Origin of the sequence: Janthinobacterium sp. DSP2-3-3 (genome assembly GCF_049897325.1) — a bacterium.
In the GTDB taxonomy this organism is placed as follows: domain Bacteria; phylum Pseudomonadota; class Gammaproteobacteria; order Burkholderiales; family Burkholderiaceae_D; genus Janthinobacterium.
In genome coordinates, this window is record NZ_JAFCWA010000001.1 from 119,250 (window position 1) to 143,369 (window position 24,120).

The following is a 24,120-nucleotide window of genomic DNA, read 5'->3' on the forward strand; positions in this document are numbered from 1 at the left end:
TTTACTTGGCCGCGGCAGACAAAACAAACAGCATCAGAACGTCCATCATCTGCGGATTATGGACGAACTCGCGGAGCAAGGCCATAGCGTTCTCGCATTCCTCATTAAAATTTATTAAAATCAATGACTTGCAATGGCACATACAAACAAAAAGTTAATCCGTGCCCGGATGAATGGAAGCAATCAAGTTATTCTTCATGACATTTTGTTTGCCGTCAGCATGTTTTTAGGAAAAAAAACCCGCCGGCAAAAAAAGGATTAAAATTCAGATTGTATTATTATTAGAAAGACACGTCCCGCCTTTTACGCCTGACTTGTCGCCTTGCATGCGGCCAACAGCCTGCGGCATGACCACTAAATTGCCGCGCGCCCTGTACTTTCACGCCGCAAAATGACAATATGTCGGCCTTAACAACACGTTGAGAGTTCCGGCTCACTTCGGTTTTCATCAGACTGGAACGTAAAGTATGGCAGGGCGAGGCGGGATCACACGGGGTGGCGACAAGCGAGGCCGGCAGGAGAATGCGTCATGATGGCGCCATTGATGCTGCCCTCGGTGCAGTTGCGCGGTGACCGGATAGCCAGGCTGAACCTGCTGGCCGCAGCGGCCATGCTGGCCGCGGCCAGCCTGCTGCTGATCCTCTTCCAGTTATTTTCCCTCCAGACATCTTTCCAGCGCAATCTGCGCATCCAGGCCGACATGCTGGCGCCTGCCGCCGCCCAAGCCATGCGCCAGGACGATCGTCTTGCGGCGCAACAGCTGCTCGCCTCCCTCGCCGCCGCGCCGCATATCCGGCAAGCGCTGCTCTACAGCCCGTATGGCACGCCATTCGCCCGCTACGCGCGCAGCGCCAGCGATGCCGCGCCCCAGGCGCCGCGTACCGGTCAGCAAATCGATTACCTGGACGGCAGCGCCGCCATCCTCCGGACCTTGCCCGGCGGCGGCGCACTGTATCTGCGCGCCAGCCTGGCGCCACTGCTGGGCAGCCTGGCGCAATTTTCCGCCTTCACCCTGCTGGTCTGCCTGTGTGCATTCGGCCTGACGGCGCTGATGGTGCGCCGCACGCGCAGCGCCGCACAGCATGCGGAACACCATTTGCATTACCTTGCCCACGTCGACCCGGTCACGCAACTGCCGAACCGCCATGAATTCAACGACGCACTGGCCTACGCGCTGGCGCGCGCCGACCGCCAGGACAGCAGCGTAGGACTGCTGTTGCTGGACCTGGACAACTTCAAGGTGGTCAACGATACGCTGGGCCACCACTGCGGCGACCAGTTGCTGAAACTGGTTGCCGAGCGCCTGGTGGCGATCCTGCGCGGCACCGACATCATCTGCCGCATCGGCGGAGACGAATTCGTCGTCATCGTCGAACCGGCCGACGACGCCTCGGAAATGGCCAGCGTGGCGAGCAAGATCCTCGCCGTGCTGGCCACGCCGTTCGCGCTGGAAGGGCACCAGCTGTATGTCAGCGCCAGCATCGGCGTGAGCCTGTATCCGTTCGATGCGCAGGACGTGGCGACCCTGACGCGCAATGCCGACACGGCCATGTACCACGCCAAGCACCAGGGCAAGAACCGCTACGCCGTATTCCAGTCAGAAATGGAATTGCGCGCCCAGCGCCGCCTGCGCATGGAAGCGAACCTGCGCAAGGCCCTGCAAAACGAGGAACTGTATCTGCACTACCAGCCGCAAATCGACTTGCGCAGCGGGCGTATCGTGGGCGTGGAAGCGCTGATACGCTGGCATTGCCGCGAGATGGGGCAGCTCAGCCCCAGCGAATTCATTCCCGTGGCCGAGGAAAGCGGCATCATCGTCGACCTGGGACGCTGGGTGCTGCAAAGCGCCTGCCGCCAAGCGGCCCTCTGGTGCAAGGCGGGCCTGCTCGATTCGCTCGAACACGTGGCCGTCAACCTGTCGGCCTGCCAGGCGCGCGACCCGGGACTGATGGACGATATCCGCGCCATCCTGCACGAGACGCAGCTGCCGCATGGCTTGCTGGAGCTGGAAATCACGGAAGGGGTATTGATGGACAATGTCCACGCCAACGTGGAACTGATGCGACGCCTGCAGGAAACGGGCATCCACCTGTCGATCGACGATTTCGGCACCGGCTACTCCTCGATGTCCTACCTGAAGCGCCTGCCCATAGACCAGCTGAAAATCGACCGCAGCTTCGTGCACGATTTGCCTGGCGAGGGCGAAGCCATCGTCACGGCCATCATCGCCATGGCGCACAGCCTGCATTTGAAAGTGGTGGCCGAAGGCGTGGAAACAGTGCAGCAGGTGGAGTTTTTAAGAAAAGCCGGCTGCGACAACGTGCAGGGCTTTTTCTTCGCGCGCCCGATGACGGCGGCGCAGCTGACGGCATTGCTACTGGAGCGGCGTGACTGGAGCACGCGCACGATCCTGCAGGCGTAAAAAAGGCAGAACCACCGGTTCTGCCCTTGGCACCTACTGCATATTCATTAAGCCAATTTCGCCGAATGCTCGCGCGTCGCGTGGAACTTCAGCTTCGGCCAGCGCTCTTCTGTCAGCCGCAGGTTCACGCCCGACGTCGCCAGGTAAGCCATGTTGCCGGCCGCATCGTAGGCCACGTTGTGACCCAGCGCGTTCTCGAAATCCTGCAGGACGCGCTTGTCGTCGCAGCTGACCCAGCGCGCGCTGCTGATGCTGGTGCCCTCGAACACAGCGTCAACGCCATACTCGTTGAGCAAACGGCTGGCCACCACTTCGAACTGCAACACGCCGACGGCGCCCAGTACCAGTTCGCCGCCCTGCACCGGCTTGAAGACCTGTACCGCGCCCTCTTCGCCCAGCTGTTGCAGGCCCTTGTGCAACTGCTTGATTTTCAAGGGATTACGGATGCGCACGGAGCGGAAGAAGTCTGGCGCAAAGTACGGAATACCCGTAAAGGTCAGCATCTCTCCTTCGGAAAAACTGTCGCCGATCTGCATGTTGCCATGGTTCGGCAAGCCGATGATGTCGCCCGCGTACGCCTCTTCCACCTGTTCGCGCGACGATGCCATGAAGGTCACCACGTTCGACACCTTGATCTCGCGGCCCAGGCGCAAGTGCTTGACCTTCATGCCGCGCTCGAAACGTCCCGAGCAGACGCGCAAAAAGGCGATGCGGTCGCGGTGCGCCGGGTCCATATTCGCCTGGATCTTGAACACAAACCCCGTGAACGGCTGCTCGGTCGGCGCCACCGACCGCACGGTCGCGTCGCGCTCGCGCGGCGCCGGCGCCCAGTCGACCAGCGCGGAAAGAATCTCGCGCACGCCGAAGTTGTTGATGGCCGAACCGAAGAACACGGGCGTCTGCACGCCGGAGAGGAATTCCTCCAGGTTGAACGGGTTCGATGCGCCGTGCACCAGTTCCACTTCCATGCGCAACTGGTCCATCTCCAGCGGGAACATCTCTTGCAGGCGCGGGTTGTCGATGCCCTTGATGATTTCGAAGGCGCCGTCAGCTTTTTCTTCGCCGGCCTTGAACAGCATGATCTCGTCTTTCAGCAGGTGATACACGCCGCGGAAGTTCTTGCCCATGCCGATAGGCCAGGTGACAGGCGCGCACTGGATCTTCAGCACCGATTCGAGTTCGTCGAGCAGGTCCAGCGGATCGCGCGTCTCGCGGTCCATCTTGTTCATGAACGTGACGATGGGCGTATTGCGCATGCGGCAGACAGCCAGCAGCTTGATCGTCTGCGCTTCCACGCCCTTGGCCGCATCGATTACCATCAGGGCCGAATCGACGGCCGTCAGCACGCGGTAGGTATCTTCCGAGAAGTCCTGGTGGCCCGGGGTGTCGAGCAGGTTGACGACGTGGCCGCGGAATTCGAACTGCATCACCGAGGAGGCGACGGAAATGCCGCGCTGCTTCTCGATCTCCATCCAGTCCGACGTCGCGTGGCGCCCCGATTTACGCGCCTTGACGGTACCGGCCATCTGGATCGCGCCCGAGAATAGCAGCAGTTTTTCCGTCAGCGTGGTTTTACCCGCATCCGGGTGGGAAATGATGCCGAAGGTGCGGCGGCGCTGCACTTCGCGCGCGATCACGGCAGGCGCCTTGCTGCTGGCTGACGCTGCGGCGTTGTCCGCATTGTCGCTGGAATCGGGGGTAGTGATGTCGTTCTCGTTGGCCATATTGGTGACCATAATATGGCCCTCGCAAAAAACCCTCGATTTTACAGAAGGATCGCCCTTCCGTGTGAACTGCTTCACTCTGGCGAACGGCAAAATTGACAGGACGAATTAGCCAGGCTGTCGCGCACTTCATCAAGAGGTCACAATCCGCAGGCAACATTGCACTGCAGAAATGTTGTCACCCTACCCTGGAAACCCGATGAAAATCCTCCTCACCCCCGCCATCCGACTCATGCAGCGCTTGCGCCTGCTACCCAAATTCATGCTTGTCTGCCTGGTTTTCCTGCTGCCGCTGGCGCTGGCGACCACCCTGCTGATCTCGGAGCTGGGCAAGTCGCTGGCCCAGGCGCAGGATGCGCAGCAGGGCGTGGCCTATGTGCGCCAGCTACACGAAGGCACGCGGCTGCTGCAGCAGCGGCGCGGCCTGGAGCACTTGCGCCTGAGCGGCAAGGCGGGCATGGACAACACGGCCCTGAATACGCGCATCACGGCCGCGCTGGCAGCCCTGACGCGCTTGCCGGCAGGCGCGGGCCTGCCCCAGGCGACCGAGCTGACGAAGCAGTGGCAAGCCCTGCTGGGCCGCCAGGCGGGCCTCGCGGCGCGCGACAGCTACGCGGCGCACACGGCACTGCTGCGCCAGGCGGCCAAACTGGGCCAACTGGTGGCCGACCGCTCGCACTTGAGCCTGGACCCGGACGCGGGCGCCAACCACCTGAGCGCCGTCTTCACGGCCACCCTGCCCGACTTGGCCGAGAGCCTGTCCGACATCGCCGGGCGCGGCGCCGCCTACATCGACACGGGCCTGTTCGAAGCGAATGAAGATCAACTTGTCAACGCCAACGCCCTGATCGCGCGCCACGAACTGGAGCGCCTGCCGGCCCGCTTCGACGAAATCGTCGCCGCCAAGCCGGAACTGCGCGCCAGCCTGCAAGCAGCCCTGAAAGCCGTGCCGGCCGCGCTGGCCTTCCTCGAACGCAGCAAAAATGAAGTGACGAATTCCTACGACCAGACTTCGGGCGCGCAATTCCACGCGGCCGGCATGCAAGCCATCGACACCTTGCACACGCTCTCGATCGCCGCGGCCACCGCCCTGGACAGCCTGCTGGCGCAGCGCATCGCCCGCGACGAGGCGCGCCGCGCCCTGATCCTGGCTGCCATGCTGCTGGTGCTGCTGGCCGCCGCCTACCTGTGCGCCGGCTTCTATGCCGCGTTCGCGCGCGACGTGACGCAATTGCGCGTGGCCGTCGGCGCGGCGGCGGCGGGCGACCTGTCGCAACGCATCACCTCGCAGGCGCACGACGAAATCGGCGACCTGGTACGCGACTTCGGCGCCATGACGCACGGCCTGGCCACCCTGGTGCAGGAAATCCGCGGCGGCGCGGCCGTCATCGCCGCCGCCGGCGCCGATATCGCCCAGGGCAACGCCGCCCTGTCCGGCCACACGGCCACACAAGCGGACGCGCTGGGCGCCACCGTCGACTCGATGCGCGAACTGACGGCCACCGTGGGCCGCAATGAAGCCCATGTGGGACAGGGGCGCACCCTGGTGGCGACAGCGGCCGACGTCGCCCTGCGCGGCGGCCAGACAGTGGGCGCCGTGGTCGAGACCATGGCCTCGATCAAGGCCAGCTCGCACAAGATCGTCGACATCATCGGTGTCATCAACGGCATCGCCTTCCAGACAAATATCCTGGCCTTGAACGCGGCTGTGGAAGCAGCACGCGCGGGCGAGCAAGGGCGCGGCTTTGCCGTCGTCGCGTCCGAAGTGCGCAGCCTGGCGCAGCGCTCGAACGAGGCGGCGCTGGAAATCAAGCGCCTGATCGGCGATTCCGTGGCCACCGTGGATGCGGGCGGCGACCTCGTCAATGCCGCCGGCAACACCATGCGGCAAGTTGTCGATGCGGTGCAGCAAGTGGCGTTGGTGATCGGACGCATCAGCAGCGCCGGCGCCGAGCAGAATGGCGAGATCGCCCGCATCAACCAGGCACTGGCGCAAATCGATGATATGACGCGCCAGAACGCCGGCCTGGTCGACGAAGCGCGCGCCGGTTCGCAGCGCCTGCACCAGGAAGGTGAGGCACTGACGCAGGCCGTCAGCCGCTTCCGCCTGGGCGAACACGAGATACCTGGCGCGCGCCAGGTGAGCGCCGCGAGCGTGCGTGATGGCTTGCCCAGCGTGCGTCCGGCCGGCCTGTGGAGCGCCAATAAGCCGCGTGTCATATCACAAAATCGCGCAGAACGGCGCAAGGCCAGCTAGTCAAAAGTGTGCACGTAGGACAAGGACTACAATTCCACCTCAAAAGAGACTACAAAGTGGCGACTGCTAATCTTATGTTCGCCACTTACATAAGCTTTTAAAGTAACTACATCGCGATCTGCACCGCGCGGTCGACAAAATGCTGTTACCACATGCGTATTACCACATAAGTATTACCACATGTGTTCGGCAACTTTTTTGACCAGCAACGCGGCAGTCGCACTCCGATGTAAAAAGCCTGTGAGGAATACTATGAACCATACTCAACTTATCACCCCGGTCCAGAAGAACCAGTTGCTGCCGCGCGTCATGCCAGCAGCCGGACGGGAAATCAAGCTTGCGTCGCGGGTTAGCCTCAGCAGTGCCCAACAGAATGAATTGCTGGCAGCCCTGCCGCGCGCCGCGCTCGAATCGCTGTTCGAAGACCTGGAATTGGTGGAACTGCCGTTCGGCAAGGAATTGTATGCCTACGGCAACAACATGGAATACAGCTATTTCCCCACCACCGCCATCATTTCCTTGTTGTATGTGATGGAAGATGGCGCCACGACGGAAATCGCTGTCGTCGGCCATGAAGGCGTGGCCGGTGCTTCGCTGCTGGCGGGCGAGCGCGCCATGTGCACGGCCGTCGTGCAAAGCGCCGGCTACGGTTACCGCCTGAAGACACAAAGCTTGCGCGATGCCTTCAACCAGGGCGGCGCCCTGCCCCAGTTGCTGATGCGCTATACCAACGCCCTGTTTGCGCAAATGGCGCAAAACGCCGTCGGCGGCCGCCACAGCTCGATCGAGCAAAAGCTGTGCCGCTGGCTGCTGGACCGCCTGGACCGTTCGCCATCGAACGAATTGAAAGTGACGCAAGAGCTCATTTCCATCATGCTGGGCGTGCGCCGCGAAAGCATCACGGCCGCTGCCGGCAAGCTGCAGGATGAAGGCTTGATCCACTATCGCCGCGGCAATATCACGGTGCTGGACCGCGCTGGCCTGGAAGGCTATGCGGGTGAGTGCTACAAGGTGGCCAAGACGGAATATGACCGTTTGCTGCGCGACGTGTCGCGCTGCTGATCGACGGTGCAGCAGGATCAAAAAAATGGCCGGGCGGCATGCCCGGCCATTTTTCTATCCCTACCCAGTCAAACGCTGGCGTCTTCGTCGATCTCTTCCGGCTCAGGCGTCAGCGGCAACGGAATCACGGCTTCCACGCACGTGCCCTTGCCTTCCGGGCCCTGGCGCACGGTCAGGCTACCACCCAACAGCAAGGCCCGCTCGCGCATGCCCAGCAAGCCGTGCGACATGGGTTTTTGCAGGGCATCTTCAGTAATACCGATGCCGTCATCGATCACACGCAGCACCAGGCCGTGTTCATTGCGTTTCAATGTCACGCTGACCATGCCGGCGCGCGCATATTTGAGGATATTCGTCAGCGATTCCTGCACGATACGGAACAGGGCGATCGTCAGGGTGGCTTCGCGGTTGTCGATATTGATGGCCACGTCCGTTTCGCAGCGTACCGAACTCATGCGCGTAAAATCTTCGCAATAGCTTTCGATGGCGGCGCAAAGGCCCAGGTTGTCCAGCAGGCTGGGGCGCAAATCCTCGACGATGCGGCGCTTCAGTTCCACCGTTTCCAGCAGGGTGGCCTTGGCACGTCGCAATTGTGCCGCCAGTGCCGGCTGCGTGTGCGCCAGTTGCTGCGTGACGGCGCCCAGGTCCATGCTGATCGAGGTCAAATTGGCGCCCAGCTCATCGTGCAGCTCACGCGCCAGGCGCGCCTTCTCCACTTCATTGACACTGATCAAATGGCGCGACAGCACGGATAATTGCTCCGTGCGCTTGCTGACCGTCGATTCCAGGGTGTCGTTGGCATTTTGCAATGCATACTCGACGGCCGCGCGGTTCTGGAAGCTGCGCCGCACCAGCTGGTAAAACATGATCAGCACGAGGATGGCCAGCGCATTGATGCCAATGCCGAGCAGCACGGCTTTCTGGTACTCATGATAAAAGGCGGCGCTGCCGGACGACAGCGCTTCATTCTGCTCGCGCGTCATGATCACCACCTGCAGGCGGATCTCGTCCATGGTGGCGCGGTCGTCGGTCACGCGCGAGATATTGACGATTTCGGCCAGCCCGCCCTGCTTGTAGACCTCGATCGACTCTTGCAACATCGACATCTTGCGACGGATCAAGCTTTTCAGCTGGGCCAGATTTTTCAGCTGGGTGGGACTGCCCGCGAGCAAGGTTTGCAGCTCGTTGAATTCGTTGTCGATTTCGGTGGTGGCGGTCTTCGACGGCCCCAGATAAGTTTCCGAGCCGGAAATGAAATAGCCGCGCAAGCTGCTTTCCGCGTCCAACACGAGCACGTTCAAATACTGCAGGCGGTCCGCTACGCGGGCGCTCTGGCTGAGCAAGGCGTTCGTGCCCTTCAGCGATTGCAGATTATGAAAGAGACTGAAACCATTAAGTACAAGCAACAAGGCGCAAGCCACGCAAAGGATTGTCTTGTAGAGGGGCAGGCGGTGATTCGGGGCCGGTTCAACGGTGAAATACATCCTGATGTGCATCCTTAGCAAGGTTCGGCGCGGGAGAAAGCGCCGGCGCCGGCCAATTATAATCCTCGCCACAGACTGCTGCACTGCACAAGTCGTGCTGCTTAGCTGGCTGAGCGATCATGTTTCCATGATCGCACCGCTGCGCTAGTCAAGCAAATTGTTTTTCATTGCGTAATAGGTCAAGTCGCTGTTCGATTGCAAGCCCATTTTTTCCATGATGCGCGTACGGTAGGTACTCACCGTCTTGATGCTCAGCGACAAGGCCACGCCGATATCGGACACGGTGGCGCCGCGCGCCAGGCGCAGGAAGACCTGGAATTCGCGGTCCGACAATTCCGTATGCAGGGCGGCATTCGTATCGCGGTCGAACGACTGCGCCAGCAATTCGCCGACGGTGGAACTGACGTAGCGGCGCCCCTGAAACACGGTGCGCACGGCCGTCATCAGCTCATCGGCTTCGCATTCCTTGTTCAGATAGCCATTCGCGCCCATCTTGAACAGGTTCAATGCGTATTGCTGCGCGGGATAGCCGCTGAGGATCAGCACGGGCAATTCCGGCTGGCCCTGGCGGATCGTGCGCAAGGTATCGATGCCGCTCTGATCGGGCATGGCGATATCGAGCAACAGCACATCGCAAATTTCGCGGCGGGCGATATCGAGCGCTTCACGCCCGGTACCGGCTTCCGCCACCACACTGAAATCGCTTGACGACGAAAAAATCTGTTTGAATCCAGCTCGTACTATTTGGTGATCATCACAAATGGCAACGCGTATCATTGTTTCCCCTTAAATTTTCCTGGCCTGGGAAAGACTACCGGAACCTGAACGCTGCTCCGGCTTAGCGTCACTAACAAAAACGCAACATTAACATTATATTCAAAATATAGCGTGTCGTACGATACCCGCAGCGTCTAGGCTTGTGCCATGCAGTATAGTCAAGCGGTATCGGACAACCCCACCTATATTGGTACAAATCTTATTTTAGCAAGTTTAAAATCGCAATTAATTCATTGCGCATCCACACGCGGTCCAGCGGTGCTTCCTGCGGCACGACAGGCACGGTCGGCAGCACAGGCAGCTCATCAAGGATGGCATGCGATGCGCCACGGCTATCGAGCTTGTTGCGCGCGCCACTGATAGTGAAGCCTTGTTCATACAGCAATTCGCGGATGCGGCGTATCAATAGCACTTCATGGTGTTGATAATAACGGCGGTTACCACGTCGTTTGACCGGCTTGAGCTGGGAAAACTCCTGCTCCCAGTAGCGCAATACGTGCGGTTTGACGCCGCACAATTCGCTCACTTCGCCGATCGTGAAATAGCGTTTCGCCGGAATGGGCGGCAAGGCGATCAACTCGGTTTTACTGATGCGCTCGTTCATCGCCACTCACTCAGGCAGCACGTGCCAGCGGACTGGTCTCTTCGACCATGCTTTTCAGCTTCTGGCTCGCATGAAAGGTCACGACACGACGCGCCGTGATGGGGATCTCTTCTCCCGTCTTCGGATTGCGGCCCGGCCGTTGCGGCTTGTCACGCAACTGGAAATTGCCGAAACCGGACAACTTGACGGCCTCTCCCCGCTCGAGCGCATTGCGGATCTCGTCGAAAAAGGTCTCGACCATATCCTTCGCTTCGCGCTTGTTCAGGCCCACTTGCTCGAACAACAGTTCAGCCAGTTCAGCCTTGGTCAAGGTGGGTAAATCTTTTTCCGCTTCCTGGCGCACTTTGGCAACCAGCATGGCCCGATGCAGATCGGCGGCCAGTGCGGATTGCAGTACGGCGGAATCAACGTCGCTGTTATTAATTTTCCTGCCCTGCCTTTTCTGTGCGCCCGAGCCTGCCACATGGCAAGCTCGTCTACGGTTGACGACGGAAAGGCCGTCACGCAAGGCGACGGCCAGTCCGGTAATTACGAACGCAGTTTCGCGTCGTGGCCCTGCTTGGCCGCATCGATCAGGACAGCCATCAGGCCATCGACGACATCGTCTTGCAGAGTGTTTTGAGTATCTTGCAAGCTAATCCGGAAAGCAAGGCTTTTTTCATCCGCTTCCAGCCCTTTTCCACGATATTCATCAAATAAAACAATGGCTTGCACGATACGCGCTGCCGGGCTTGCCTTGGCGGCAGCATGGAAGCTGTCGAGCAGATCCTGCACCGCCACCGATTGCTTGACGACCACGGCCAGATCGCGGCTGGCGCCAGGGAATTTCGAAATTTCCTGGTACACGGGCACGACTCTTTGCGTCAAGGCGGCGGCGTCGACTTCGAACAGCACGGGTGCCAGCGGCAAGTCATACTTTTGCATCCAGCGCGGGTGCAATTCGCCGATGAAACCGATGACCTTGCCATCGAATTCCACGTTGGCCGAACGGCCTGGATGCAGGGCCGGATGCTCCGCCTTCGTGAAGCGCAAGGCCAACGGCGCGAACAGCGCTTCCAGGTCCGCCTTGACGTCAAAGAAGTCGACCGTGCGTGTAGCCTGGCCCCACTGCTCGTCGGCTACCGGGCCGTAGGCCATGGCTGCCACGCGCTTTGGCTGGGCGTAGCCAGCCACCGACAAGGGACCGTTTTCCACGCTGTCGTCGCGCTGGTAAATGGCACCCACTTCGAAGATGCGCACGCGGTTCGTCTTGCGGTTCAGGTTATAGCGCACGTTGGCAATCAGGCTGCCGATCAGCGAGGAACGCATCACGCTCATCTGGCTGGCGATCGGGTTCTGCAATTTGATCGGCTGGGTGTTGCCCGAGAAATCGCGCTCCCATGCCGTATCGACAAAGCTCATGTTAACCACTTCCTGGAAGCCCAGGTCGGCCAGCTCATGACGCACCGCAAACAGCGAACGTGTATTTTCTGGCGCAATCTGCATCACGTTCTCAGCCACGGGCGGCAAGGTCGGGATGTTTTCAAAACCGTACACGCGCGCCACTTCCTCGATCAAGTCTTCTTCAATCTCGATGTCGAAACGGTAGCTGGGCGAGGTCACGGAAAATACGCCGTCCGCCAGGGTGAATGGCAAGGCCAGGCGCGTGAAGATATCGGCGATCAACGCATCATTGAGCGGCACGCCGATGACCTTTTGCGCGCGCGCCGTGCGCATCGTCACTGGCTGGCGTTGCGGCAAGTTCACCACGTGGTCGTCGACAGGGCCGACGCTGGTCGCTGGCGTGCCGCAGATTTCCACGATCAGGGCCGTGATGCGCTCGATATGCTCGACGGTGGTGGCGAAATCGACGCCGCGCTCAAAGCGGTGCGCCGCATCGGTGGAAAAATTCAGGCGGCGCGCGCGGCCTTGAATCGCGTTTGGCCACCAGAATGCCGCTTCCAGGTAGATGCTATGCGTATCGTCCGAGACCGAACTGGCGTCGCCGCCCATGATGCCGGCCAGCGATTCGATTTCCTGGTCATCGGCGATGACGCCGATCCACTCGTCGACGGCAACCGTATTGCCATTCAACAGCTTGACGGATTCGCCCGCCTTGCCCCAACGCACGTCGAGGCTGCCGTGGATCTTCGCCAGGTCAAACACGTGGCTAGGACGGCCCAGTTCCAGCATGACATAGTTGGAAATATCGACCAGGGCCGACAGCGGACGCTGGCCGCTGCGCTCGAGGCGCTGCTTCATCCAGTCCGGCGTGGCGGCACGGGCGTTCAAGCCGCGGATGACGCGGCCTGTGAAACGGCCGCACAGGTCCGGCGCGCTGACTTTCACCGGCAAGACTTCGTCGCTGGAAACAGGCACGGTGCGGAACTGCGGCACATTCAGGGGCACGCCCGTGAGCGCCGACACTTCACGCGCCACGCCCAGCACGGACAGACAGTCCGCCTTGTTCGGCGTCAACTTGATGGTGAATTTCAAGTCATTCAAGGCAAAATAGTCGCGGAAATTCTGGCCGATCGGTGCGTCGTCCGGCAATTCCATCAAGCCGGCGTTTTCTTCCGACAATTTCAGTTCGCGCGCGGAGCACAGCATGCCTTGCGACTCGACGCCGCGCAGCTGGCCCACCTTGATTTCAAACGGCTTGCCATCGGCGCCGGGCGGCAGCACGGCGCCCGCCATCGCGCAGACGACTTTCAAGCCTGGACGCACGTTGGGCGCGCCACAGACGATGTTGAGCATGGTGCCCGTGCCGACATCGACCTGGCACACATTCAGGCGGTCCGCGTTCGGATGTTTTTCCATCTCCAGGACCAGGCCCACCACCACGTTCGAGAACGGCGGGGCGACAGGATCGACGTCCTCGACTTCGAGACCGGACATGGTCAGCAGATGGGCCAGTTCGTCCGAAGTCATCTTCGGGTCGACCATGGTACGGAGCCAGTTTTCGGAAAATTGCATAATCAAGCTTTCAAATGTTCAATACGCGAGCATGCGATGGCACGCTCCAGCGCATCGAGTGACATGGAATAATGAAACGCCTTAGTTAAACTGCTTGAGGAAGCGCAAATCGCCCTCATAAAACAGACGCAGGTCGTTGATGCCATAGCGCAGCATCGTCAAGCGTTCCAGGCCGGAGCCGAAAGCAAAACCGATGAATTTCTCGGGATCGAGGCCGAAGTTCTTCACCACGGTCGGATGCACCTGGCCGGCGCCCGACACTTCCAGCCAGCGGCCTTTCAATGGACCGGAACCGAAAGCGATGTCGATCTCGGCCGACGGTTCCGTGAACGGGAAGTACGATGGGCGGAAGCGCACTTGCAAGTCGTCCGTCTCAAAGAAAGCCTTGACGAAGTTCAGGTACACGCCCTTCAGGTCGGCAAAGCTGATGTCTTCGGCGATCCACAGGCCTTCGACCTGGTGGAACATCGGCGAATGGGTGGCGTCGCTGTCGACGCGGTAGGTGCGGCCCGGCGCGATGACCTTGATCGGCGGCGTATGCGTGCGCGCATAGCGCACCTGCATGGGGCTCGTATGCGTGCGCAGCAGCAATGACTTGCCATCGGTGTCGTTGCCATCGATGTAGAAAGTGTCTTGCATGGAACGCGCTGGATGGTTTTCCGGGCTATTGAGCGCCGTGAAGTTGGTCCAGTCATTCTCGATTTCGGGGCCGTCGGCCACGTCGAAACCGATCGAGCGGAAGATTTCCTCGACCCGCTCCCACGTGCGCATCACGGGATGGATGCCGCCAGGCATGCGGCCACGGCCTGGCAAGGTCACGTCGATCGCTTCGGCGTTCAAGCGGCCTTGCATCTGGGCATCGGCCAGCGCATCACGGCGCGCCGTCAGCGCATCCTCGATCTGCACTTTGACGGCGTTGATCAGGGCGCCTTGCGCCTTGCGCGCGTCCGGATCCAGTTTGCCCAGGCCCTTCATCATTTCAGTAATCTGGCCAGTCTTGCCCAGGTAGCGGGCTTTGGCGTTTTCAAGTGCGGCAGCGTCTGCGGCGGCGATAAAGTCAGCCTGGGCCGAGACGACGAGTTCTTCTAGGGAGTTCATGCGGCATTTCCTGTTTTGGACATCAATTCTGGACTCGATTATCAAAAGTCCAACAATCAAAAACGGAAACGGGGCATAAGGTTCACACCCCTGCCCCGCTCTTTATGACGTCACCCTACGGATGACGTTGTGCAATGACCGATGCTTACGCAGCGATTTTTGCTTTAACTGCGTTGACAATCGCAGCGAATGCTGGCTTGTCCATCACAGCCATATCGGCCAGGACTTTACGGTCCAGTTCGATATTTGCTTTTTTCAAGCCGTTCATGAATACGCTGTACGTTACGCCATGCTCACGGGAAGCTGCGTTGATACGGGCGATCCACAGGCGGCGGAAAACGCGTTTCTTGTTGCGGCGATCGCGGTAAGCGTATTGGCCAGCGCGCATAACTGCTTGCTTGGCAACACGGTATACACGGCTGCGGCGACCACGGTAGCCTTTAGCTTGAACAAGAATCTTTTTATGACGGGCACGAGCTGTAACCCCACGTTTTACTCTAGGCATAGTAACTCCTTATATTGAGTGTGAGATTAAGCAGTCGGCATCATGCGGTAGACGGATTTCACGTCAGACGCAGCGACATTGGTGGTACCGCGCAGAGCGCGTTTCAGCTTGGTGGTTTTCTTGGTCAAGATGTGGCGTTTGAACGCATGGCCACATTTAACAGTACCGCCCGGACGCACGCGAAAACGTTTTTTCGCAGAGCTTTTGGTCTTCATTTTAGGCATAGCAATCTGTCCTCTTACGGACAGCTCCATTTATAACAGGATTGCAGGTGGCAACACGACGCTGCGCTTAGATGCCTGCTTTCACATGCTGTGCAGCGGATGCGAGTCCGCTACAGTTCGCGCGGCCCGGACATTGCTGAGCGGGCCGCGCAAATTCTGCCTGGAATCGTGTGTCGCACCAATGCTGGCACAAACCACGTCGACTCACAGTAAAACGCTATTGTAGCTTACTTCTTCTTCTTAGGCGAAAGAACCATGATCATTTGGCGGCCTTCCATCTTCGGGAACTGCTCGACCTGACCGTACGGTTCCAGATCGGCTTTCAGACGTTCCAGCATACGGAAGCCAATATCCTGATGCGCCATCTCACGACCGCGGAAACGCAGCGTGATTTTGGTTTTATCACCTTCATCGAGGAACTTGATGAGGTTACGCAACTTGATATTGTAGTCACCATCATCAGTCCCCGGACGGAATTTGACTTCCTTCACGAGGATGATCTTTTGCTTCAATTTGGCTTCGTGAGCTTTCTTTTGCTCCGAGTACTTAAATTTGCCGTAGTCCATCAAACGGCACACCGGTGGCTGCGCGGTAGGCGCAATTTCCACCAGGTCGACGTTTGCCTCTTCCGCCAGGCGGAAGGCTTCAGCCAAACTTACGATACCGAGTGGCTCGTTATCGACCCCGCTTAAACGCATTTCAGGGGCAGTGATTTCGCCATTGATGCGATGTGACTTGTCAGTAGCTATTGTAATTTCCTTTAAAAATCTTGTAAGACGGTCGTGCAGCGAGTTTCCTCGTCAGGCCTTGGTGTCGACTTCATGTTTGAGTCGCTCAATCAGGGCATCGACGGACATGACGCCCAGATCGATATTGCCCCGCGCCCGCACGGCCACTGTATTCGCATCCCGCTCTTTGTCGCCAATTACTAAGATGTAAGGCAATTTTTGTACGGAATGTTCACGTATTTTATAGGTAATCTTCTCGTTACGCAAATCAGCCTGTACGCGCAGCCCCGCTTTGCGCAGTTTTGTTGTAACTTCCTGTACATAATCGGCTTGAGCGTCGGAAATATTCAACACCGACACTTGCACTGGCGCCAACCACAGCGGCATCGCGCCCGCATAGTGTTCGATCAGGATGCCGATGAAACGTTCCAGCGAACCCACGATCGCGCGGTGCAGCATGATCGGCACCTGGCGCGTATTGTCTACCGCCACGTATTCGGCACCCAGGCGGCCCGGCATCGACGGGTCGATTTGCACGGTGCCCACCTGCCATGCGCGGCCCAGGCTGTCTTTCAGGTGGTATTCAATCTTCGGGCCGTAGAACGCACCCTCGCCCGGCAATTCTGTCCATTCCACGCCACAGGCGCGCAGGGCCGAACGCAAGGATTCTTCGGCGAAATCCCACGACTCTTCCGTGCCGATGCGGTTATCCGGGCGCAAGGCCAGTTTCACATCGATATTCGTAAAACCGAAAGCCGTGTACACATCCATGGCCTGCTGATGGAAAGCCGTCACTTCGCCGGCGATCTGCTCTTCCAGGCAAAAGATGTGACCATCATCCTGCGTAAAGCCGCGCACGCGCATCATGCCGTGCAAGGCGCCCGACGGTTCGTTACGGTGACATTGGCCGAATTCGCCGTAGCGCAATGGCAAGTCGCGGTAGCTGCGCATACCGTTGTTGAAAATCTGGATATGACCAGGGCAATTCATCGGCTTCAGCGCATAGGCGCGGTTTTCCGATTCCGTGATGAACATGTTTTCACGGTAATTGTCCCAGTGACCGGTTTTTTCCCACAGGCCACGATCGAGAATTTGCGGCGCCTTGACTTCCTGGTAGCCGTTAACTTGGTACACATTGCGCATGTATTGCTCGACTTGCTGCCAGATCGACCAGCCTTTCGGATGCCAAAAGATCAGGCCCGGCGCCTCTTCCTGGAAATGGAAGAAATCGAGCTGCTTGCCCAACTTGCGGTGATCGCGCTTTTCCGCCTCTTCCAGGTTATGCAGGTACAGTTCCTGGTCTTCCTTCTTGGCCCAGGCCGTGCCATAGATACGCTGCAGCATCTCGTTCTTCGAGTCGCCGCGCCAGTAGGCGCCGGCCAGTTTCATCAGCTTGAATACTTTCAGCTTGCCCGTCGATGGCACGTGGGGGCCGCGGCACAAGTCCGTGAACTTGCCTTCGGAATACAACGATACTTCCTGGTCGGCCGGAATCGAGCCGATCAGCTCTGCCTTGTAGGCTTCGCCGATGCTCTTGAAGTAGGCTATGGCTTCGTCGCGCGCGACAACCTTGCGCGTGACTTGCTCATCCTTCTTGGCCAGTTCCGCCATTTTCTTTTCGATCGCCGTCAAATCTTCGGGCGTGAACGGACGCTTGTAGGCGAAGTCATAGTAAAAGCCGTTGTCGATCACGGGACCGATGGTCACTTGTGCGTCCGGGAATAGCTCCTTGACGGCATACGCCAGCAAGTGGGCCGTCGAGTGGCGGATCACTTCCAGGCCATCGGCATCCTTGTCCGTGACAATCGCCAGTTCGGCGTCTTGCTCGATCAGATAGGAGGTGTCGACCAGCTTGCCATCGACCTTGCCGGCCAGGGCAGCCTTGGCCAGACCGGCACCAATATTGGCCGCAACCTGGGCCACGGTGACCGGGCCGTCAAATTGACGGGCGGAACCATCGGGAAGTCGGATTGTAAGCATATTGATCTCCATATCGGCGCTGGCGCCAGGTAAAACTGCGGTGTGATGGGCAAAATAACTGAAAGGAAAACGCAGACGCAAAAAAACGCGGACTAGCCGCGTTTTTCACTTTCTTGAGACAAAGGAAACCCGTTCGACTAGCGTCACTCCCAAAGCTTGGTAGTAGTTCGCGGTGTCATAACCGGTTTTACCTTTCTCTCTCACTGCATTCTGGTGGGCGGTGAGGAATTCGAATCCCCGACCCCTTGGATGTCGACCAAGTATTCTAACCAGCTGAACTAACCGCCCGTAAAACTTTTGTTGATCATTTTATTTCACATGACCGCTTGCGGCTTGCGCCAGCTTAAAAACCATCTACTGCCAAATTCTGGTGGGCGGTGAGGAATTCGAATCCCCGACCCCTTGGATGTCGACCAAGTATTCTAACCAGCTGAACTAACCGCCCCGAAGACCAGCATTATAGAGAGGCTTTCCCAGAATGACAAGGGCTGTTTTACAGGAAACTTTAATCTGTTTTTCATCCGCTTCCCGGGCGTCAGCCCCCTTTATACAGAGTCGGCCCGGCACGCGCGGAATGCCGCTAAAATCGCGGCATGAACTCCACCCTATTCAGCTGGCTGAAAACCCTGAGCCGCGTCTGCGGTTTCGAAACGGCCGATTCCTTCCCGCCCGGCCACCCGTATGCGCGCACGCGCTGGAATGCGGCGTACTTCGATATCGCTTCCGACGTGAAGCCCGACGAGATGGAGCGGCGCCTGTGCGCGGCCATCGCCAACACGCCGAGCGTCTTTGCCTACATCAGCAATCCCACGCCGCGCATGCAGCGCGCGCTGCTGAACGTGATCCACGACCGGCTACGGCGCCAGCCCGGCGCGGGCGCCACGGACCTGGTCTTGTTATTGATCAATGCCTACGCCAGCCCCCACATCACGGAAGCCGTGCCCGGCCTGCGCACCCTGATCTTCAACACGGAACATGAAGACACGAATCTGCGCGTGCATGCCATCCTGGAATTGCTGGTGGGCACGCCACGGGGGCTGGACGTGATCGATATGTAGTGAACGAGATGTAAATCAGGCGTGATTGGCGGGAACATAGCGTGCCCGCAAGCGCATGAACGGCGTTTCCACCACCTTATATAAGATCCAGCCCGTGGCAATGCTGAACGCGATCATCACCAGCATGGCCGGCAGGCTGTCCGGCCCGTAACCGAGATCCTGCAAAATCGGGCGCAGCAAAATGCACAACTGCTTGTGCAGCAGGTAAATTGCATACGACCACAGGGCCAGGCTGGCGGCGCCCGGCACGCGCACTTTGTACAAGACACTGGCGGGACTCAGCGCGGCGACCAGCAGCAAGCTGAAACTGACGGCCAGGGCTGGATAGCCGAACACCGTCACGCTATAGCCATAGTGATCGGTGAGAAACACGTAAAACATCAGCGCCGTGCCAGCGATTCCCGCCAGCAAGATGCGGTTACCGTATGAAGTGAGGCGCGTCCAGGCGATGGGATGGTAGTTTTTCAGCAGCGCCAGCGCCACGCCCGCCACCAACTCGTCGAAACGGCACCAGGAAGCGTAATAAATATACTTGTAATAGCCGAGGCCGCCGCGCGGCACTTGCACATATTCGTCCCATAGATACGCGCGCAGCAGCATGCCGACGATAAAGCTGGCGGCCACGGCCACCCACGCCCACAGCAGCGACTTGCGACAAGCGGCGACAAGCAAGGCCACGGCCGGCAGCAGCACATAGAACTGCTCTTCCACGCACAGCGACCACGCATGGGAAAACGCCGTGCCCGGTGTCAAATTGATGTTCTGCGTAAACGTCAGGAATTTCCACAGGGGCAGCAACGCGCTATCGCCGCGAAACGTGGGCCACAAATAATACAGCGCCAGCACGACATAGAAGTTGGGCAAGGTGCGCAGGAAACGCCGCGCATAGAAGCGGGGCAAGGAAAACCCGTGTTCGCTGCGCAAGGAGGCAAAGATCTGGTTGCCAATCAGATAGCCACTGAGGGCAAAGAACAGGTCCACGCCCGTCCAGCCGATTTCCCCCCAGAAACCAAACGCCCCGCCCTCGCTGACGAACAGCAAATAATGGTTCATGAACACCAGCACGATGGCCAGCGCGCGCAAGGTATCGAGACCAGCCAGGCGCGAGGAAGACGAAGAAGACGACATGGATATCAGCAATGGAAAACAACGGTGGCGCCGATCATGCCATGCCGCACACTGCCATGGCCAACTTTTTACAGGCGGCCACGGCGAATCCCGCTAAAATATGCCGACCTCGCTTTCCCTTCCCGCAACAGCATAGGATATGTCCAGCATGAGCAGCGCACTCCACTTCAAGTCCATCAACTACACGGGCCAGGGCAGCGGCCCGCGCCTGATCGTCACGGGCGCCGTGCACGGCAATGAAACCTGCGGCACCAAGGGCATCCACCGCGTGATGGCTGAACTCGACAGCGGCGCCCTCTCCATCCTGGCTGGCAGCGTCACTTTCGTGCCCATCACCAATCCACTGGCTTACGCCAAGGGCGTACGTAGCGGCGACCGCAACCTGAACCGCAATCTGTTTCCGAACGACAATCCGCAGGATTTCGAAGACCGCATCGCCAACTGGCTGTGCCCGTTGCTGGGCCAGCACGACGTGCTGCTGGACTTGCACTCGTTTAATGCCGACAGCCAGCCCTTCGTCATGGTAGGGCCGCGCAACAACGATGGTCCGCTGCAACCGTTTCAACATGCAGACAAGGAACGCGCGCTGGCGCGCCGCCTGGGCGTGCGCCGCTTCGTCGATGGCTGGCTGCACGCTTACGGCCAGGGCGTACAGCGCCGCCTGGGCAATAGCGACCAGGTGGGCCTGGTCTTGCGCTATGGCGTGGGCACCACCGAATACATGCGCTCGACGGGCGGCTTCGCCTTGACCCTGGAATGCGGCCAGCACGCGGACCCGGCCGCGCCGGATGTCGCCTACCGCGCCATTATGAACACGCTCGCCTTCCTCGGCTTCATCGACGCGCCGCAACCGCAGCCAATCGCCGACGTCGACATGGAAGCGCTGAACATGGTCGTCGTGCACGACAAACTGCACGCGGACGACCGCTTCATCAAGACTTGGTCCAGCTTTGACAAGGTGAAACAAGGCGAGCAGATCGGCGTGCGCGCCGACGGCACGCCCGTGACGGCCGAATTCGACGCCTACATCCTCTTCCCGGACGTCAACGCGGCAGCCAATGCGGAGTGGTATTACCTGGCGCGGGTGGCCAGCAGCTTTTGATTAGTGTCCGACCGACTTCGAAAACAAATTGATCACCAGCACGCCGGCAATGATCAGCCCCAGGCCGATCAAGGCCGGCGTATCCAGGCTCTGCTTGAACCAGAACCAGCCCACGGCGGAAATGAGCACGATGCCCACGCCCGACCAGATCGCGTAGACGATGCCGGTAGGAATGACCTTCAAGGTCAGGGACAAGCACCAGAAGGCGATGCTGTAGCCCACCACGGTGATGACACTGGGCAGCAAGCGGCTGAAACCGTCGGACGCCTTCAAGGCGCTGGTAGCGATGACTTCGGCGATGATGGCGATGGCCAGGTAGAAATACGTCATGGCGAGGCTCATGCGACAGTCCTTTCAAGGTAAATCAAAACAACAACGCCCTGCCCGCCCGCCGCCTGTTACATCAGGGCGGCACGACGGCGCAGGGCGGATCAGGGAAATTATTGAGGGCTGAGCAGCTTCAAGCCCAGGATGCCCGATACGATCAAGGCGATGCAGGCAATGCGCGCGGCGCTGGCCGGTTCACCCAACACCATGATGCCGAAGATGGCCGTGCCGACGGTGCCGATGCCCGTCCAGATCGCATACGCCGTGCCCAGCGGCAAGGTGCGCAGCGCCAGGCCCAGCATCACCACGCTGCCCAGCATGGAAATGGCCGTCAGTACGGATGGCACGAGGCGGGTAAAGCCGGCGCTATATTTGAGGCCGATGGCCCAGCCAATTTCCAGTAAACCTGCCAATACCAGGATGATCCACGCCATCACTACTCCCGAGGCGGCAGGGTCGTCCCCGCCATGCAGCCCCATCATCGAGCGGGGTCGTCCCCACAGGAGCAAAAGAAAAAGTATACCACTGGGTAAAAACACTTGCTGCAAGCACACTTTCCCCTGTGCGACCGCTCCAGTCAAATGTTGCCAAAAAACCTGCTGGTGGCAGCATAATGATTGCATCTCAACCATTCAGGAGCGACGATGCACACTCTGGCCCAAGTTCTTACTGCCCTCATCCTGCTGCTGCACATCTACATCGTGTTGCTGGAAACCGTGCTGTTCGATACCCGCGGACGCAAGGTGTTTGGCCTGTCCAAGGAAAAAGCGGAGCTCGTGCGTCCCGCCATGTCGAATCAGGGTTGCTATAACGGCTTTCTCGTAGCAGCGCTGGCGCTGGGCTTTTTTCACCCGGACGCGGTCATCGCCCATGCGTTTACCGTCTTCGGCCTGGCGTGCATCGCCGTGGCCGGCGTATGGGGCGCAGTGACCGTCATGACACGCATCCTCTATCTGCAAACGGCGCCTGCCGTCATCGCCTTGCTGCTGTTCCACTTCGATTGATTCCTGCCGGGCGGCCATGCGACCGCCCAACGCCTGCCCCCCTGAAAATCCACGCTGTCAGCAGTTTTTTATTTATATCGTAGTATAGCGATATTGAAATTCACAAAAGACGAACCATATATCGTCTACAGACGAACATAGACCTGGAGAAACACCATGGACATCGACGCCATCCACAAGGCGCTGGCCAACCCCGTGCGGCGACAGATCCTGCAATGGCTGAAGGAGCCGGAGCAGCATTTCGCCCAGCAAGACCATCCGCTCGACTTCGGCGTCTGTGCCGGGCTGATCGACCGCAGCCTGGGCCTGTCGCAATCGACGGTCTCGGCCCACCTGGCCACCTTGCAAAAGGCCGGCCTGATTTCCGCCAGAAAAGTCGGGCAGTGGAGTTTCTTCAAGCGCAATGAAGCCACCATTCAGGCTTTTCTGGAACATATGCAACAAGGTTTGTAACCGTAGCCCCATCCTTATCGCCGTTCGCGGCATTCTCGACAGGAAAGATAGCAACCATGGCAACCTTATTCGACCCCATCACCATTGGCAGTCTGCAACTGAAAAACCGCATCATCATGGCGCCGTTGACGCGTTCGCGCGCCGGCAATCCGGGCCGCGTGCCCAACGCCCTGATGGCCGAGTACTACACGCAGCGCGCTTCGGCCGGCATGATCATCTCGGAAGCGACGGCCGTCACGCCGCAGGGCGTGGGCTATGCCGACACGCCGGGCATCTGGTCCGAGGAGCAGGTAGAAGGCTGGAAACACATCACCCGGGCCGTACATGACGCTGGCGGCCTGATCGTGCTGCAACTGTGGCATGTGGGCCGCATTTCCGCGCCCGTCTTCCTCGATGGCGACCTGCCCGTGGCACCCAGCGCCGTCAAGCCGGCCGGCCATGTCAGCCTGCTGCGCCCGAAACAGGAATTCGTCACGCCGCGCGCGCTCGATACGGAAGAGATTTCCGGCATCGTGGCGGCCTACCGCCTGGGCGCCGAGAATGCGAAAAAGGCCGGTTTCGACGGCGTGGAAATCCACGGCGCGAATGGTTATTTGCTCGACCAGTTCCTGCAAGACAGCACTAACTTGCGCACCGACAACTACGGCGGCTCGATTGAAAACCGCGCCCGCCTGATGCTGGAAGTGACGGATGCGTGCATCGAGGTATGGGGCGCCGACAAGGTGGGCATGCATTTGGCACCGCGCCGCGATGCGCACGACATGGGCGATTCCAACCCGCGCGCCACCTTCGGCTATGTGGCACGCGAGCTGGGCAAGCGCGGCATCGCCTTCATCTGCGCGCGCGAAGCGCTCGGTGAAGACCGCCTGGGCCCGTACCTGAAACAGGAATTTGGCGGCGTGTACATTGCCAACGAGAAAATGGACAAAGCGGCGGCCGAAGCCTTGCTGGCCACGGGCGAAGCCGATGCCGTGGCCTTCGGCCTGTGGTTCATCGCCAATCCCGACCTGCCTATCCGCCTGCACAGCGACGCGCCATTGAATCCGCTGAATGCGGACACCCTGTACGCACCCGACGCTGCCGGCTACACGGATTACCCTGCACTGGCGGCACAGGCTTAAACAGCATTCTCAGCGCAGCATTCTCAGCGCAGCACCCTCAGCGGCACTGAGCTGCTCATCCCCCCGGCGGCGGGCGCAACGATACCAACGCAGCTGACTGCGCAATG

22 protein-coding genes and 2 tRNA genes are annotated in these 24,120 nt (G+C 59.5%); 8 read left to right on the forward strand and 16 right to left on the reverse strand.

Annotated elements, in window-relative coordinates:
* Positions 1-529 precede the first annotated feature (529 nt).
* Positions 530-2,422 carry a putative bifunctional diguanylate cyclase/phosphodiesterase gene (locus tag ACP7DE_RS00670; RefSeq protein WP_426070282.1) on the forward strand — a complete coding sequence of 631 codons (1,893 nt, stop codon included), beginning with the start codon at positions 530-532 and terminating at the stop codon, positions 2,420-2,422.
* Positions 2,423-2,469: 47 nt separating this feature from the next.
* Here ACP7DE_RS00670 and ACP7DE_RS00675 read toward each other — a convergent pair whose 3' ends face one another.
* Positions 2,470-4,158 (reverse strand): peptide chain release factor 3, encoded by a 1,689-nt coding sequence (locus ACP7DE_RS00675; protein ID WP_426070283.1) that lies wholly within the window; start codon positions 4,156-4,158, stop codon positions 2,470-2,472.
* 187 nt (positions 4,159-4,345) lie between these two features.
* On the opposite strand from ACP7DE_RS00675, the gene ACP7DE_RS00680 reads away from it, so the two are divergent.
* Both ACP7DE_RS00680 and ACP7DE_RS00685 read left to right on the forward strand, forming a co-directional pair.
* Entirely contained in the window at positions 4,346-6,403 is a 2,058-nt protein-coding gene (locus ACP7DE_RS00680; protein WP_426070284.1) for a methyl-accepting chemotaxis protein, read from the forward strand.
* Between the two features lie 252 nt (positions 6,404-6,655).
* The gene (locus ACP7DE_RS00685) at positions 6,656-7,465 is read left to right on the forward strand and encodes a Crp/Fnr family transcriptional regulator (RefSeq protein WP_426070285.1); all 810 of its coding nucleotides are present in this window, start codon (positions 6,656-6,658) and stop codon (positions 7,463-7,465) included.
* Positions 7,466-7,533: 68 nt separating this feature from the next.
* On the opposite strand, the gene ACP7DE_RS00690 is transcribed toward ACP7DE_RS00685, so the two are convergent.
* The 12 genes from ACP7DE_RS00690 to ACP7DE_RS00745 all read right to left on the reverse strand — a co-directional run bounded on the left by ACP7DE_RS00690 (position 7,534) and on the right by ACP7DE_RS00745 (position 18,265).
* Positions 7,534-8,874 (reverse strand): CHASE3 domain-containing protein, encoded by a 1,341-nt coding sequence (locus tag ACP7DE_RS00690; RefSeq protein WP_426070286.1) that lies wholly within the window; start codon positions 8,872-8,874, stop codon positions 7,534-7,536.
* Positions 8,875-9,093: 219 nt separating this feature from the next.
* Positions 9,094-9,726 (reverse strand): response regulator, encoded by a 633-nt coding sequence (locus ACP7DE_RS00695; RefSeq protein WP_034783185.1) that lies wholly within the window; start codon positions 9,724-9,726, stop codon positions 9,094-9,096.
* A gap of 199 nt (positions 9,727-9,925) precedes the next feature.
* Complete coding sequence (locus tag ACP7DE_RS00700) at positions 9,926-10,330, reverse strand: MerR family transcriptional regulator (RefSeq protein ID WP_426070287.1); 405 nt, start codon at positions 10,328-10,330, stop codon at positions 9,926-9,928.
* Between the two features lie 10 nt (positions 10,331-10,340).
* Complete coding sequence (locus ACP7DE_RS00705) at positions 10,341-10,688, reverse strand: integration host factor subunit alpha (RefSeq protein ID WP_010399205.1); 348 nt, start codon at positions 10,686-10,688, stop codon at positions 10,341-10,343.
* Between the two features lie 170 nt (positions 10,689-10,858).
* The gene (gene pheT / locus ACP7DE_RS00710; protein WP_426070288.1) at positions 10,859-13,285 is read right to left on the reverse strand and encodes a phenylalanine--tRNA ligase subunit beta; all 2,427 of its coding nucleotides are present in this window, start codon (positions 13,283-13,285) and stop codon (positions 10,859-10,861) included.
* Positions 13,286-13,366: 81 nt separating this feature from the next.
* The gene (gene pheS / locus ACP7DE_RS00715) at positions 13,367-14,383 is read right to left on the reverse strand and encodes a phenylalanine--tRNA ligase subunit alpha (protein ID WP_426070289.1); all 1,017 of its coding nucleotides are present in this window, start codon (positions 14,381-14,383) and stop codon (positions 13,367-13,369) included.
* Between the two features lie 145 nt (positions 14,384-14,528).
* Positions 14,529-14,888, reverse strand: coding sequence for a 50S ribosomal protein L20 (gene rplT / locus ACP7DE_RS00720; protein ID WP_010399214.1), 360 nt, complete (start codon positions 14,886-14,888; stop codon positions 14,529-14,531).
* A 26-nt stretch (positions 14,889-14,914) separates the two neighbouring features.
* Positions 14,915-15,112: a 50S ribosomal protein L35 gene (gene rpmI / locus ACP7DE_RS00725; RefSeq protein ID WP_010399216.1), complete on the reverse strand. Its 198-nt coding sequence runs from the start codon at positions 15,110-15,112 to the stop codon at positions 14,915-14,917.
* Positions 15,113-15,339: 227 nt separating this feature from the next.
* Entirely contained in the window at positions 15,340-15,900 is a 561-nt protein-coding gene (gene infC / locus ACP7DE_RS00730; protein WP_373629882.1) for a translation initiation factor IF-3, read from the reverse strand.
* 12 nt (positions 15,901-15,912) lie between these two features.
* Positions 15,913-17,820 carry a threonine--tRNA ligase gene (gene thrS / locus ACP7DE_RS00735; protein WP_426070290.1) on the reverse strand — a complete coding sequence of 636 codons (1,908 nt, stop codon included), beginning with the start codon at positions 17,818-17,820 and terminating at the stop codon, positions 15,913-15,915.
* Between the two features lie 211 nt (positions 17,821-18,031).
* Positions 18,032-18,108: transfer RNA gene (locus ACP7DE_RS00740), tRNA-Val, on the reverse strand.
* 80 nt (positions 18,109-18,188) lie between these two features.
* Positions 18,189-18,265, reverse strand: a tRNA-Val gene (locus tag ACP7DE_RS00745).
* Between the two features lie 148 nt (positions 18,266-18,413).
* Between ACP7DE_RS00745 and ACP7DE_RS00750 the strand changes: the two genes are divergently transcribed.
* Positions 18,414-18,878 carry a hypothetical protein gene (locus tag ACP7DE_RS00750; protein WP_426070291.1) on the forward strand — a complete coding sequence of 155 codons (465 nt, stop codon included), beginning with the start codon at positions 18,414-18,416 and terminating at the stop codon, positions 18,876-18,878.
* 15 nt (positions 18,879-18,893) lie between these two features.
* Here ACP7DE_RS00750 and ACP7DE_RS00755 read toward each other — a convergent pair whose 3' ends face one another.
* Entirely contained in the window at positions 18,894-20,006 is a 1,113-nt protein-coding gene (locus ACP7DE_RS00755) for an acyltransferase family protein (RefSeq protein WP_426070292.1), read from the reverse strand.
* Between the two features lie 139 nt (positions 20,007-20,145).
* On the opposite strand from ACP7DE_RS00755, the gene ACP7DE_RS00760 reads away from it, so the two are divergent.
* On the forward strand, positions 20,146-21,108 hold the full coding sequence (locus ACP7DE_RS00760) for a succinylglutamate desuccinylase (RefSeq protein ID WP_426070293.1): 963 nt from the start codon (positions 20,146-20,148) through the stop codon (positions 21,106-21,108).
* On the opposite strand, the gene ACP7DE_RS00765 is transcribed toward ACP7DE_RS00760, so the two are convergent.
* Together ACP7DE_RS00765 and sugE are read right to left on the reverse strand one after the other, a co-directional pair.
* Positions 21,109-21,438 carry an SMR family transporter gene (locus ACP7DE_RS00765; protein WP_426070861.1) on the reverse strand — a complete coding sequence of 110 codons (330 nt, stop codon included), beginning with the start codon at positions 21,436-21,438 and terminating at the stop codon, positions 21,109-21,111.
* Between the two features lie 110 nt (positions 21,439-21,548).
* A complete protein-coding gene (gene sugE, locus ACP7DE_RS00770) occupies positions 21,549-21,869 on the reverse strand; it encodes a quaternary ammonium compound efflux SMR transporter SugE (RefSeq protein ID WP_034783172.1) in 321 nt (106 codons plus the stop codon).
* Between the two features lie 210 nt (positions 21,870-22,079).
* On the opposite strand from sugE, the gene ACP7DE_RS00775 reads away from it, so the two are divergent.
* The 3 genes from ACP7DE_RS00775 (at position 22,080) to ACP7DE_RS00785 (ending at position 24,013) form a co-directional block, all read left to right on the forward strand.
* On the forward strand, positions 22,080-22,439 hold the full coding sequence (locus ACP7DE_RS00775) for a DUF1304 domain-containing protein (protein WP_426070294.1): 360 nt from the start codon (positions 22,080-22,082) through the stop codon (positions 22,437-22,439).
* 156 nt (positions 22,440-22,595) lie between these two features.
* Positions 22,596-22,892 (forward strand): ArsR/SmtB family transcription factor, encoded by a 297-nt coding sequence (locus tag ACP7DE_RS00780; RefSeq protein ID WP_101481826.1) that lies wholly within the window; start codon positions 22,596-22,598, stop codon positions 22,890-22,892.
* A gap of 56 nt (positions 22,893-22,948) precedes the next feature.
* Positions 22,949-24,013, forward strand: a complete 1,065-nt coding sequence (locus ACP7DE_RS00785) for an alkene reductase (protein WP_426070295.1) — start codon at positions 22,949-22,951, stop codon at positions 24,011-24,013.
* Positions 24,014-24,120: the final 107 nt, after the last annotated feature.